Genomic DNA, 12743 nt, shown 5'->3' on the forward strand with positions numbered 1-12743 from the left:
GCCGTGGAAACAGACCTCATTCGCCTCGAAGGCGTCGAGAAGGTCTTCGACGTACGCAAGAAGACCGGCTTCCTGCGGCGCGAACGGCACGAGGTGCGGGCCGTCGACGGGATCTCCTTCACCGTGCCGCGCGGCGAGATGGTCGGCTACATCGGGCCGAACGGCGCGGGCAAGTCGACGACCATCAAGATGCTGACGGGGATCCTGACGCCCAGCGGCGGACGGCTGCGGGTCGCGGGCATCGACCCCTCCCGCGAGCGCACCCGCCTCGCCCGCCGCATCGGCGTGGTCTTCGGCCAGCGCACGACGCTCTGGTGGGACCTGCCGCTGATCGACTCGTACCGCCTGATGCACCGGATGTACCGGATCCCGGACGCCCGTTTCAAGGAGAACCTCGACCGGTGCGTGGAACTCCTGGAACTGGGGCCCCTGTTGGACGTCCCCGTCCGCCAGCTCTCCCTCGGCCAGCGGATGCGCGGCGACATCGCGGCGGCGCTGCTGCACGACCCCGAGGTGCTCTACCTGGACGAGCCGACGATCGGCCTCGACGTGATCAGCAAGGCCAAGGTCCGCGGGTTCCTGCGGGACCTGAACGCCGAGTCGGGCACGACGGTGCTGCTCACCACGCACGACCTGACCGACATCGAGCAGCTCTGCAAGCGTGTGATGGTCATCGACCACGGACGCCTCATGTACGACGGGCCGCTGGCCGGCCTGCACGAGGTGGGCGAGAGCGAGCGCACCCTCGTCGTCGACCTGGAACGTGAACTTCCGCCAATCGAGGTCGAGTCGGCGCGCGTGGTGAAGGTCGAGGGGCCGCGGCAGTGGCTCGCCTTCCCCGCCGCGGAATCGGCGGCTCCGCTCGTCGCGCGCATCGCGGACCGGTACCCGATGGTCGATCTCTCGGTCAGGGAACCGGACATCGAGGCGGTCATCGCCAAGATGTACGCGGACAAGTCCACCTCGTAGGCTGCGGGTATGAGCGAAGAACTCCCCGATCTGCGGGCATCGGACGCCGACCGCGAGCGGGTCGCCGAGCAACTCCGGGACGCGATGGCCGAAGGCCGCCTCGACATGACGGAGTTCGAGGAGCGCCTCGACGCGACCTACAAGGCCCGCACGTACGGCGAGTTGGAACCCCTCACCCGCGACCTGCCCGCGCACGGCGCCAAGGTCTCCATGGTGAAGCGGCCGGTGAACGACGACCCCACCGCCATCGACTGGGACGAGCGGATGGTGACCGGCGAGCCCTCGTCGACGTTCGGCTTCGCCATCTGGAGCGGGTTCAGCCGCAAGGGCAGCTGGGTGGTCGGCCGGCAGTTCAACGGATTCGCGCTGTGGGGCGGCGGCGAGATCGACCTGCGCGAGGCACGGTTCACGGAGCGCGAGGTCGAGATCCGCTGCTTCACGCTCATGGCCGGCATGCAGGTCATCGTGCCGCCGGACATGGAGGTCGTGGTCAAGGGCTTCGGGATCATGGGCGGCGTCGACGACAACGCGACCGGTGCGGGGACGCCGGGATCACCGCGCGTGGTCGTCAGGGGCTTCGCCCTGATGGGCGGCGTCGGCGTCGACCGCAAGGTGCGCAAGGCGGCGAAGCTGCGGCTCAAGGAGGAGCGCCGCCAGGAGCGCATCGACCGGCGCGAGGAGCGCCGAGCCGCGCACTTCGAACGCGCCGAGCGACACCGGCTCGGCCACGAGGAGCGGCACGAGCTGCGGATGCGCAAGCGCGAGGACCGGGACTGACGGGCCCGGACCGACGGGGGCGGCGCCGCGTGCTCATGGTGCGGGCTCGCGGCGCCCGGCTCTCTTCAACGGGCTCCGGGGCAGCGGGGATCTGGTCGGAGGCGCTCCGGTCGGAGCCGCTTCGGTCAGAGTTCCGCCGCCGCGGAGCCCCTCAGGTGCGAGAGGTTGAACGTCTCCGCCATCCTGCGGAAGCCCGCGTCGGACGGGTGCAGGTGGTCGCCCGAGTCGTACTGGGCGCGCAGCTTGCGGGGGTCGTACGGGTCGCGCAGGGCGCGGTCGAAGTCGACGAACTCGTCGAAGACCCGGCCCGAGCGGATCTGCTCGTTCACGGCCTCGCGCACGTTCTCCAGGCCGGGCGTGTAGCCGCGGTGGCCGCCGAACGGCATCAGCGTCGCGCCGACCACGCGCAGGCCGCGGCCGTGCGCCTGACGGGTCAGCTCGCGCAGTCCCTCGACTATCCGGTCCGGGTTGTTCTGGTGCGGGTTGCGCAGGATGTCGTTGACGCCGAGGGCGATCACGACGGCCTTGACGCCGGTGCGGCTCAGCACGTCCCGGTCGAAGCGGGAGAGGCCGCTCGGGTTGACGGCCGGGTGGCCGAGCCCGTCGGAGAGGATGCGGTTGCCGCTGATGCCCTGGTTCACCACGCCGTAGCGGGGCGCGCCCGACTCGTCGCGCATGCGGTCGGCGAGGACGTCGGTCCAGCGGCGGTTGGCGCCCATGGTGGAGGAGATGCCGTCGGTGATGGAGTCGCCGAAGACGACGACGGTGCCGTCGGTCTCGTTGCTCAGCACGTCCACCGCGGCGAGGTAGCGCCAGTACGGGCTCTGCTCGGTGTAGGCGTCGCCCAGCTGGTCCTCGGTGCGGTCTCCCTCGGCCACGTAGCTGATCTGGCGCGCGTGCGGATGGTAGGTGACGGGGCCCGACGGGGTCGGCGAGTACGTCGTGACCAGCAGGTCCGTGTCGTGCGGGACGCGCACGCGGGCCGCGTCGCTCATCACCTGGGCGCCCGGCGGGATCACCACCGAGGTGTTCCCGCCGAAGGTGAGCCTGCGCAGCGTGCCGGCCGCCGCGGCCGGGTTGTTCGTCGCGGAGGCGAGCGCGATGGAGGCGTGCGTGATGCTGAGCGGCGTGGTGCCGTACAGGTTCGACAGCGTGATGCGGGCGCTGCTGCCGCCGACGCTGGTGTGCACGATGTTGCGGATGGAACGTCCCGCGAACCCCTTGCGCGCCGTGCCCGGTTCGGCCCCGGCGGGGGAGGCGGACCAGGAGCCGACCCAGACGCCGGAGGAGGCGGGGTTGGCGGAGTTGCGGGGGTTGCGCCCACCGGCGCTGATGGTGTCCTGCTCGTCACCGTCGGTGCCTGAGACACCGACGTATATGGCGGCGGAAATCACCACTATGACCGCGAGGACCGCGGCGAGAAGGGCATAACCGTGTCGCTTGGTCATGCGGGCTCTTTCTCCTCGGGCAGGGGGAGCCCCGAGGCTCCGGTGTGATCACCCCATGATGCGTCATGGGCCGTGAGGCGGCCGACACTGCCCCCCTCCGTCCAGTGAGACGCCGGGAACTTGTCGTCCGTTCCAGGAGTAGGTCAGGAAGCGGCGTACGACACAGTGCGTGGGGACAATCAGGACACAGGGCAGGGCGAAAGTGCGGACGAGGACGATGCGAACGGGCCAGGTGGAGTGAGTGGAACGCGCAAACGCGGACGAATCGGCCGAGGGGGGCCGTGAGGAGCATGCCCGCGAGATTCCCCCGTCAAGCCGTGCTCCGTTCGGGGCGGGCGGGATGTCGGAGCCGGGCGACGCCACGAATGGCCTAAAGGCCGCGATTGGCTCAAAGGGTTCGGTCGAAAGGGGCGGTGCGGCCGGTTCGGGGGGCGGCGGTGACGCCTCCAGGGGCTCTGGGGTCTCTGGGGGCTCCGGCGGCTCTGGGGTCTCTGGCGGCTCCGGTGGCTCGGGCGGTGCGGGTGGTTCGGGGGATGCGGATGGTTCGGGGGATGCCGGAGGTTTCTCCGGCATCTCCGGCATCTCCGGCATCTCCGGCGTCTCCGGCTCCAACGGCGGCACCGGCCCCGAGGGCACTGTCGGCGCGAAGGGGACAAAGAGGGTGAAGGCTTCGAAGGGCGCGAAGGGTGCGAAGAGTGCGCCGTCGGCCGGTGGCGGCTTCCCGTACAGCCCCGCCGACGAGGAGAAGCGCCGCGGTGTGCGCCGCATGAAGACCATGGCGACGGGACTCCTCGTCTTCGTCGCCGTCGTCTACGTACTGGCGAAGTGGGCGCAGAACTCCGGCGCGGGCCCCTGGGCCGGATACGTCGCCGCGGCCGCCGAGGCCGGCATGGTCGGCGCGCTCGCCGACTGGTTCGCGGTCACGGCGCTCTTCCGCCACCCGCTCGGCCTGCCCATCCCGCACACGGCGATCATCCCGAACAAGAAGGACCAGCTGGGCGCCTCCCTCGGCGACTTCGTGGGGGAGAACTTCCTCTCCGCCGACGTCGTACGGGGCCGGCTGCACGCCGTCGGCATCAGCGGCCGCCTCGGCAGCTGGCTCGCCGAGCCCGCGCACGCCGACCGGGTGACCGCCGAGCTCGCCACGGCCCTGCGCGGCGCCCTGACGGTGCTGCGCGACTCCGACGTGCAGGCCGTGGTCGGCGAGGCCATCACGCGGCGCGCGGACGCCCAGGAGATCGCCCCCGGCATGGGCAAGATGCTGGAGAAGGTCGTCGCGGACGGCGGCCACAAGCGCGTCGTCGACCTGGTCTGCGTCCGTGCCCACGACTGGCTCGTCGAGCACGCCGACTCCGTGATGGACGCGGTGCAGGGCGGGGCGCCCGGCTGGACCCCGCGGTTCGTCGACAAGCGCGTCGGCGAGCGCGTCTACAAGGAACTGCTCCGCTTCGTCACCGAGATGCGGGACATGCCCGGGCACCCCGCGCGCGGCGCCGTGGACCGCTTCCTCGCCGACTTCGCCGCCGACCTGCAGTCCGACTCGGACACCCGGGAGCGCGTGGAGCGCCTCAAGCGGGACATCCTGGCGCGCGGCGAGGTCCAGGACCTGATCGCCTCGGCCTGGTCGTCGGTCCGCGCGATGATCGTGGCCGCCGCCGAGGACGAGCGCAGCGAGCTGCGCCTGCGCGTACGGGCCTCGCTGCTCTCGCTGGGCGCCCGGATGGCGACGGACGGCCGGCTGCAGCGCAAGGTCGACGGCTGGGTCGAGGGCGCGGCGGTGTACGTGGTGACGACGTACCGCGACGAGATCACCTCGCTGATCACCGACACGGTGGCGGGCTGGGACGCCGAGCACACCTCGAAGAAGATCGAGGCGCACATCGGGCGTGACCTGCAGTTCATCCGGATCAACGGCACGGTGGTCGGCTCCCTGGCGGGGCTCGCGATCTATACGGTGTCGCGGCTGCTGGGGGCGTAGGGCCGGGGGCGGCTGGGCGTACGGAGAGGGCGGCGGGGCGTACGGGGAGGGCCGTGGGGCGGCCGTCCGCGGCCGTACGCCCTTCTTCGGCGGGCGTGAGAGCGCGTCCGCCGGGCACTCTGGAGAAGCCCCTGGGAGGAGCCACGGGGCTCCCGGGAGGTGCCATGACCGCTGACCACGAAGATCACGCAGCTGACCGCGCCGATCGCGCCCGCCAGGGCGGCGGCGGTGACGGCGGCGGTGGCGGTAGCAGTGCCGGTGCCGGTGCCGGTGCCGGTGCCGGCGCCGATGCCGGTGCAGGCCGGGACGGTGGCGGCCGCGGAACGGGCACCGTCACCACCGCCGTGCCCGCCCGTCTGGACCGGCTGCCCTGGTCCCGCTGGCACTGGATGATCGTGGTGGGCCTCGGCACGGTCTGGATCCTGGACGGCCTCGAGGTCACCACCGTCGGCAACATCGCGAGCCGCCTCTCCGAGGAGGGCAGCGGCCTGGCCATCAGCTCGGCCCAGGTCACGGGTATCGCGGCGGCCCTCTACGTGGCGGGAGCGTGCGTCGGCGCGCTGTTCTTCGGCTGGCTCACCGACAAGTTCGGCCGCAAGAAGCTCTTCATGGTCACCCTGGTGGTGTACCTCGGCGCCACCGCCATGACGGCGCTCTCCTTCGACGCCTGGTGGTTCTTCCTCTTCCGGTTCCTGACCGGCTTCGGCATCGGCGGCGAGTACGCGGCGATCAACTCGGCCATCGACGAGCTGATCCCGTCCAAGTACCGCGGCCGCGTCGACCTGATCATCAACGGCAGCTACTGGCTCGGCGCGATCGGCGGCTCGCTGCTGTCCGTGCTCATGCTCAACACGAACATCTTCCCCAAGGACCTGGGCTGGCGGCTCACCTTCGCCCTCGGCGTCGTCCTCGGCCTCGTCATCCTGCTGGTGCGCCGGCACGTGCCGGAGAGCCCGCGCTGGCAGTTCATCCACGGGCGCGGGGAGGAGGCGGAAGGGCTCGTCTCGTCGGTGGAGCGGGAGATCGAGGAGGAGAAGGGCGAGCCGTTGCCGCGGCCCGACCGGGAGATCACCATCCACCAGCGCAAGAGCATCGGCTTCGGGCTCATCGCCAAGACGGTCTTCCGCGACTACCCCAAGCGTGCGGTGCTCGGCCTGTCCCTCTTCATCGGCCAGGCGTTCCTCTACAACGCCATCACCTTCGGCTTCGGCGCGATCCTCACCACGTTCTACGACGTCCCCTCCGGCAGTACGGGCTACTACTTCGCCGTCATCGCCGCGGGAAACTTCCTGGGCCCGCTCTTCCTCGGCAAGCTCTTCGACACGGTCGGCCGCCGGATCATGATCTCGTCGACGTACCTGCTCTCCGGCATCCTGCTGTTCGGCACGGCCTGGCTCTTCGGGCGCGGCTCGCTGAGCGCGACGACGCTCACGGCCTGCTGGTGCGTGGTCCTGTTCTTCGCGTCGGCGGGCGCGAGCAGCGCGTACCTGACGGTCTCGGAGATCTTCCCGATGGAGACCCGCGCCATGGCCATCGCCTTCTTCTACGCGATCGGCACGGCGGCCGGCGGCATCAGCGGCCCGCTGATCTTCGCGGATCTCACCGAGTCGGGCGTGATCGGCGACACGGTCCTCGCCTTCCGGATCGGCGCGGGCCTGATGTGCGCGGCGGGCCTGGTGGCGGCGGCGTTCGCGGTGAAGGCGGAGCGCCGCTCGCTGGAGGACATCGCGGCACCGCTGTCATCGGTGGCACCGGCGACGAAGTAATGGCCAAGAGACCCTGATGTGCAAGGATCCGGCCATGACGCAGGATCTGACACAGGACCTGGCCCAGGATCGGCATCGGGTGGCGGTGCTCGTACGGGACGGCGTACTGCCGATGGAACTGGGCCTGGTGCACCAGCTGTTCGGCGGCGCGCGCGGCCCGTCCGGGGAACGGCTGTACGAGCTGCGTACGTGCGCGGTGAACGGCCCGGGACACCTCCGTACGGACGCGGACTTCCCGATCGGCGCCCCGCACGGCCCCGAGGCGCTGGCGTGGGCGGACACAGTGATCGTCCCGGCGTCGCACGAGGAGGACGAGTCGCTGACCCCGGACGGCCCGCCTGCGCCCCTGGCGCGGGCGCTGGCCGCCGCGGACGGGGCGCGGCTGGCCTCGATCTGCACGGGCGCGTTCGTGCTGGCGGCGGCGGGCCTGCTGGACGGCCGCAGGGCGACGACGCACTGGCTCTCGACGGACCACTTCGCCCGCACCTTCCCCGCGGTGACGGTGGACCCCGACGTCCTCTACGTGGACGAGGGCCGGGTGCTGACGTCCGCGGGGGAGGCGGCGGGGGTGGACCTGTGCCTGCACATGATCCGCGGCGACCACGGCGCGGCGGTGGCGGCCGACGTGGCGCGCCGCACGGTGGTGCCGCCGCACCGGGAGGGCGGCCAGGCGCAGTACATCCAACGCCCGGTGCCGCAGGAGGAGTTGACGTCGACGGGCGGGGCGAGGGCCTGGGCGGTGTCGCACCTCCACGAACCCCTGACGCTGGCGGAACTGGCGGAGCGGGCGTCGATGAGCGTCCGCACGTTCAGCCGCCGCTTCCGCGAGGAGACGGGCCTGACGCCGATCCAGTGGCTCACGCAGCGCAGGGTGGACCGCGCCCGCGAACTCCTCGAATCCACCGACCACACGGTGGACCGCATCGCGACGGAGGCGGGCTTCGGCACGGGCGCGTCGCTGCGGCAGCACTTCGTGGCGGGGGTGGGGGTGTCGCCGGGGGCGTACCGGTCGACGTTCAGGGGCGGCGTGCGGGCGCGCTGAGACCCGGGAACCCATCTGCCGGCAACTCATCCCGGCATGAGTACGCGTACTCTGTCGCGCCCCGGACAGGGACGCCATCGTCGTACACATGAACGCGTTGCTGATTCCCCTGAGGAAAACCGCCCCGCTGCCCCGCTGCGCGACCCGCCTGCTGGGCGCGGGGCTCGCCGCCACGGCGTACGCGGTGTGCCTTCCCTGGGACCTGCGCAACCGCGCCGAGACGGCGGGCGCGATCAACGAGACGTCACCGGTGACGGCGACGGGGGTGACGGTCCTGGCCCTCACCCTCGCGGCCCTGGCGGCCTACTTCGGCATCAGGGACCGCGCGGGCTGGGCCCTGCTGGTGACGGCAGCCCCACCCGCGACCCTGCTCTACCTCTCCTTCGACTCGCACCCCACGCAGGACGCGAACGTCTGGCCACTGGCGTGGGCGTTCTGCACGCTGGTGATGGGAGTCGGGGCACTCGTGTCGGGGGCGGTGGCGCGACGAGTGGCCCCCGGCCGCACGGACTGACCCCGCGTCTCCGCGGTGCACCCTCTCGCCCCGCCGTGCCCCCGCCTGCCCGCTTCAGCTCCGACGGTCGGCAAGCACCCAGGAGGCGAGCGCGACCCCACCGGCCACGCCGAACACGGCGGGCCAGGCGCCCACCTTCTTGGCGAGGGGATGCGACCCGGCGAACCCGCCGACGTAAGCGACGGTGAGCGCGCCCGCGGTCTTCGCGCCGGCCACCTCCCGCCACTGCCGAGCGGCCACGGCCCCGGCAGCGGCCAGCACGACCCCGCCGAGGGGGCGCTTCTTGGTGAGACGGGCGGTGGTGTACCCGCCGATCAGGCCCGCGGCGGCTATGGGAGCGGTGGGAATGCGGGGCACGTGGCCTCCCGGCGTAGACAGTGGGTGTCCTGCAAGGTCTCCGCCGAGGTTACGCCGTGCCTCTCAAGAGCGGTCAGAGTGGTACCGGAAGGGCATACCGGAAACAGGGCGCTCATCGTGCCGCACTCGCCCGGGATCAGCGGAACCGGCGTCCCGTTGCGCCGGAAGCGATGAATTGGGTCCAGGCGGCAGAGGAGACCCAGAGGCGTGGTCCGTCGGCTCGCTTGGAGTCGCGTATGAGGACGCCATGGGGAATGAACGCTGTCTCCACGCACTCAGTGGTGTTGCCCCCGCTGTAGGACGATTTGAACCATGAGAGTGCTGAGGGCGAGAGAGGCTTAACGGGCATTACAGCTCCTTGCGGACGCGTTGAATCATGGAGGAGGAAGCTTCCACGTCCAACGCTTGTGCGCGGAGGTAGTCGAACGCAAGCCGATAGCGCTGCAGTTCCTCTTCCTTCTCCAGGAAGAGCGAGCCGGTGTGAAGGTCGACGTACACGACGTCCAGCGCTGGTTCGGTGCCGCCAATGATCACAAAGCTCCCGAGGGCGGCGGAGTGAGCTCCCTTGGCGAACGGCAGGACTTGAAGCGTGATGTCCGGTGACTCGTTCGCTTCGAGGAGGCGGCTGAGCTGCTCCTTCATGATGGACGGGGAACCGACCACGCGACGGATGACGGACTCGTCGAGGATCGCCCACAGGTGAGGGGGATTCGCCCTGCCAAGGATCATCTGCCGCTTCATGCGGATGTCTACCAGGCGCTCGATCTCCACTGGGGCGAGCCGTACTTCATTGGCTTGCTGGACCGCGGTGCTGTAAGCGCGAGTCTGCAGGAGGCCAGGAACATAGACACATGCGAAGTGGTCTTCACGTACTGCCTCATCCTCCAGCGTGAGCAGGAGGTTCATGCTCTCGGGGATCGAGTCGGTGAAGGAACTCCACCACCCCTGTTGCCGGGCGTCCTTGGCGAGAGCGACGACAGCCCTGCGTTCGGCCTCGGTTGCTGAGTACTCGCGGCAAAGAGCGTCCACCACGAGCCACTTGACCGGACCCGCCTGGGTTTCGTAGCGGCTGACCGTCGCCTTGGATAAGCCGACGAGTGTGCCGGCCTCCTCCAGGGTCAGGCCCTTGCGGGCGCGCAACTTCCGCATCATGGCGCCTAGCTGGCGCCGACGTGTGGTGGTCCGTACCGACATGTAGCTCCTCCCTGAAGATCGGGCGCGCGGCACGCGGCCGCAGCCAAGCTAAGCGGACGGCGAGTTGGCGCTCCAGCGGATTCACTCGATGGATTCTCGTGAGAAGTTACACAGTGAGACTTCTCTGTGCCATGCTCGCGGCAGCTCGCTACACGGCGTAGCCGTACGGATACGGCAGGCGCGGCGCTGTGCGGCCGAGGAAGGAGCCTCTCCATGCCCATGTACGAAGAGGACGAACGGCGGCTGTGCTGCGTCCTGCCGTTTGACGCGACGCCGGCGGAACTTCACCTGCTCCGCAAGGAGGTGAAACGCAATTTGGAGCGATGGGGAGCGCAAAGCATCGCCGGGGAGGCCAGGCTGGTCGCGACTGAACTGGCGACGAACGTCATCAAGCATGTGGGGGAGGGGGTGGCCGCGACGCTGGTCCTCGAACCGAGGGGTGACCGTCTCCGCGTGGAGGTGCACGACGGCAGTCGCACTGTGCCGACTCTGCGCGCGGTGTGCACGGAGGCGGAGTGTGGGCGTGGCCTCCACCTGCTGGCCTCGATGTGTGAGGAATGGGGAACCCGTCTTACGGCGAGCGGCAAGGCCGTGTGGTGCGAGCTCTCCCTTGAGCCGGCGCGCCACTGCATGCGGGTACGGCGCGCCGAATTGGTCCTTGAGGAGTATCGACGCGTTGCCGGCGTGAGTTCTGCCGCCGTGCCGTCTTCCGCAGCCCTTGAGGAGTCAGTTACGGACGTGATCGCCGACCTGCTCCACTGGCTGGCGGCGCAAGGGGGCGATCCGGACGAGACGCTCGGCCGGGCACAGATGCACTTCGAGGCGGAAGACGAGGCAGCGGCGTAGACGGCTCGCCGGCGAGGGCGAGTACGGGCTACTCATCCGTGCGGATGGCCGCCAATATGACGCGCGCATCCGCCACTTGGCCCTCATCGATCAGGGCTGCCGTGATGTTGACGGAAGCCTGGATGTCGTCACGGTTCGCGGCGGCGTTCAGCATGGCTTCCGCCCCGTCTTCCGCTCCGGCGTCTCGGTAGGAGGCTACGGCGCGAGGGAACTCTCGTGAGGCGAGGCTGTTTCCCTTCGCCCAGACATTGAATTGCGCATCCTGATACCGGCCTGCCGCCAGGTGGCCGAGGTAGTCCGCGATGTCGGCTGCATGCGTGTTGTCGGCACGGTGCCGGTCCCCCTCTTGAAGGGGGACCGGCACCTCTGTCTGTGCCGACGTGGCCACGAGTTTGCGGCGAGCGAGCCGAATCCGCTTCATGCGGCGCTGCTCGCGGAACGTCGAGTAGGCCGGCTGCCGCGGGGGCTGCGTGGTGGTGGCCGCCATAGCGGCGTTCGCCGCCGAGGGGGCGATGCGCTGAGCGCGGGCGGCGTCGCGGAGCTGGAGCAGGTAGGTGAGCGTGTGCGGCAATGGCCTCGCCCGAGTCCACTGCGCCTCGTCTTCCAGGACCTTGTAGATCCTCTCCAACTGCCCGGCCTCCGGAACCCGCCTGCCGGTCTTGTAGCAGGACAAGCTGGACTGGCTGATGCCTGCCCGCTTGGCAATCGTGTTCTGGATGAGGTCCACGGCGGTCAGTACATCGTGCAGAGCCGCCCGGAACACCTCTCTGGGTAAGGGCAGAACATCATCACCATCCTGCTGGGGAGGGATCCCCGCAGATCTCGTCGCCATGTATGGGCCAACCTCTCCGTATGGTGCGGGCGCCTGAGTGGACCTTCCATACTGCTGGAGCAACTGGCTTCTTGAGTAGGCACTTCGGCCATTGCGGACGTGCAATTTATGGCGTCAGTGCAATTCCCTGTTGGCACTGGATTTCTCACCCCTGCCTGAGCAAGGCTTCTGGTGTCGCAGACCGGCGGATCTGTTTGCCGATCGCGGCCCAAGCAGACCCAGCACAAGGAGGAGGGGTACGAGGTGGACATGCCGTCATGGACTGACCCGAAGCTCGGCACCATGAAGCGCGCTGCCCTGTGGTTGGTGGACGTGGTGGGCGAGGGGAACATCTTCACCAAGGAAGCAGTGAAGGAGGCCTTCCCGGGAGTCAGCCAGGCTGATCGCCGAGTACGTGACCTGAGGGACCACGGCTGGCAGATCAACACCAACCGTGAGGACGCCTCCCTCGGCCAGCACGAGCAGCGCTTCGTGAAGCAGGGTGAGCCGGTGTGGCAGCCGGGCAAGGGCACGCGCCCCGGCACTTCGGTCACTCAGACCCAGCGGCGCGAAGTGCTCAGGCGGGACGGGCACTTCTGTCGGTCGTGCGGTATCACGCCGGGCGAGATCTATGCCGGCACTTACGAGTCCGCCCAGATCGACATCGCTCGCCGAGTGGTGCGACAGCCGAATGGCGCCGAGAAGACGGAGCTCGTATCCGAGTGCAATCGCTGCAGGGTGGGAGGGCGCGGAGCTGTGGCGGATCTGGGTGAGATGCTGAGGCGCGCCGAGGGCCTGAGCGGTTTGGAACGCAGGGTGCTCTCGGGCTGGATGGACCGGGACCAGCGTGAGTTCAGCGCGGCGGAGGCGTTCTGGGCCGACTACCGGACGCTTCCCGAGGAGTCGAGGGTGAAGATCCGCGATGCCCTGAAGCCGGCGGGTGAGTAGGCGCCACACACTCTTGATGGCCCGGTGGTCATGCCTCCTTCCTCCGGGTGGGAGGCGGCCCCGCCGGTAGCAGTACTAAATCTGATGCTCTTG

General features: G+C 69.7%; 13 protein-coding genes. 8 read left to right on the forward strand and 5 right to left on the reverse strand.

Annotation, left to right across the window (positions count from 1 at the left end):
• The first annotated feature begins 3 nt into the window (after positions 1 to 3).
• Both ACZ592_RS26410 and ACZ592_RS26415 read left to right on the forward strand, forming a co-directional pair.
• Entirely contained in the window at positions 4 to 969 is a 966-nt protein-coding gene (locus ACZ592_RS26410) for an ABC transporter ATP-binding protein (RefSeq protein ID WP_471584120.1), read from the forward strand.
• A 9-nt stretch (positions 970 to 978) separates the two neighbouring features.
• Positions 979 to 1746, forward strand: a complete 768-nt coding sequence (locus ACZ592_RS26415) for a DUF1707 SHOCT-like domain-containing protein (RefSeq protein WP_471584121.1) — start codon at positions 979 to 981, stop codon at positions 1744 to 1746.
• Between the two features lie 125 nt (positions 1747 to 1871).
• Here the strand turns inward: ACZ592_RS26415 and ACZ592_RS26420 are convergent, their stop codons facing one another.
• Complete coding sequence (locus ACZ592_RS26420; RefSeq protein ID WP_471584122.1) at positions 1872 to 3194, reverse strand: SGNH/GDSL hydrolase family protein; 1323 nt, start codon at positions 3192 to 3194, stop codon at positions 1872 to 1874.
• Between the two features lie 340 nt (positions 3195 to 3534).
• On the opposite strand from ACZ592_RS26420, the gene ACZ592_RS26425 reads away from it, so the two are divergent.
• The 4 genes from ACZ592_RS26425 to ACZ592_RS26440 all read left to right on the forward strand — a co-directional run bounded on the left by ACZ592_RS26425 (position 3535) and on the right by ACZ592_RS26440 (position 8494).
• Positions 3535 to 5172, forward strand: coding sequence for a DUF445 domain-containing protein (locus tag ACZ592_RS26425; RefSeq protein WP_471584394.1), 1638 nt, complete (start codon positions 3535 to 3537; stop codon positions 5170 to 5172).
• A 164-nt stretch (positions 5173 to 5336) separates the two neighbouring features.
• Positions 5337 to 6938 carry an MFS transporter gene (locus tag ACZ592_RS26430; protein ID WP_471584123.1) on the forward strand — a complete coding sequence of 534 codons (1602 nt, stop codon included), beginning with the start codon at positions 5337 to 5339 and terminating at the stop codon, positions 6936 to 6938.
• Positions 6939 to 6972: 34 nt separating this feature from the next.
• Positions 6973 to 7980, forward strand: a complete 1008-nt coding sequence (locus tag ACZ592_RS26435) for a GlxA family transcriptional regulator (protein ID WP_471584124.1) — start codon at positions 6973 to 6975, stop codon at positions 7978 to 7980.
• An 88-nt stretch (positions 7981 to 8068) separates the two neighbouring features.
• On the forward strand, positions 8069 to 8494 hold the full coding sequence (locus ACZ592_RS26440; protein WP_471584125.1) for a hypothetical protein: 426 nt from the start codon (positions 8069 to 8071) through the stop codon (positions 8492 to 8494).
• 54 nt (positions 8495 to 8548) lie between these two features.
• Here ACZ592_RS26440 and ACZ592_RS26445 read toward each other — a convergent pair whose 3' ends face one another.
• The 3 genes from ACZ592_RS26445 to ACZ592_RS26455 all read right to left on the reverse strand — a co-directional run bounded on the left by ACZ592_RS26445 (position 8549) and on the right by ACZ592_RS26455 (position 10045).
• Positions 8549 to 8851: a hypothetical protein gene (locus ACZ592_RS26445; protein ID WP_471584126.1), complete on the reverse strand. Its 303-nt coding sequence runs from the start codon at positions 8849 to 8851 to the stop codon at positions 8549 to 8551.
• A 136-nt stretch (positions 8852 to 8987) separates the two neighbouring features.
• Positions 8988 to 9200: a DUF397 domain-containing protein gene (locus tag ACZ592_RS26450; protein ID WP_471584127.1), complete on the reverse strand. Its 213-nt coding sequence runs from the start codon at positions 9198 to 9200 to the stop codon at positions 8988 to 8990.
• Positions 9200 to 10045: a helix-turn-helix domain-containing protein gene (locus ACZ592_RS26455; RefSeq protein WP_471584128.1), complete on the reverse strand. Its 846-nt coding sequence runs from the start codon at positions 10043 to 10045 to the stop codon at positions 9200 to 9202. Before ACZ592_RS26455 ends, ACZ592_RS26450 begins: the two co-directional genes overlap by 1 nt.
• A gap of 213 nt (positions 10046 to 10258) precedes the next feature.
• Between ACZ592_RS26455 and ACZ592_RS26460 the strand changes: the two genes are divergently transcribed.
• Positions 10259 to 10891, forward strand: coding sequence for an ATP-binding protein (locus tag ACZ592_RS26460; RefSeq protein ID WP_471584129.1), 633 nt, complete (start codon positions 10259 to 10261; stop codon positions 10889 to 10891).
• A 28-nt stretch (positions 10892 to 10919) separates the two neighbouring features.
• Here the strand turns inward: ACZ592_RS26460 and ACZ592_RS26465 are convergent, their stop codons facing one another.
• Positions 10920 to 11618: a helix-turn-helix domain-containing protein gene (locus ACZ592_RS26465; protein WP_471584130.1), complete on the reverse strand. Its 699-nt coding sequence runs from the start codon at positions 11616 to 11618 to the stop codon at positions 10920 to 10922.
• A gap of 348 nt (positions 11619 to 11966) precedes the next feature.
• Here ACZ592_RS26465 and ACZ592_RS26470 point away from each other — a divergent pair, with 348 nt between their 5' ends.
• On the forward strand, positions 11967 to 12650 hold the full coding sequence (locus ACZ592_RS26470; protein WP_471584395.1) for a hypothetical protein: 684 nt from the start codon (positions 11967 to 11969) through the stop codon (positions 12648 to 12650).
• Positions 12651 to 12743 lie beyond the last annotated feature (93 nt).

Source organism: Streptomyces sp. NPDC040622, from assembly GCF_055593965.1.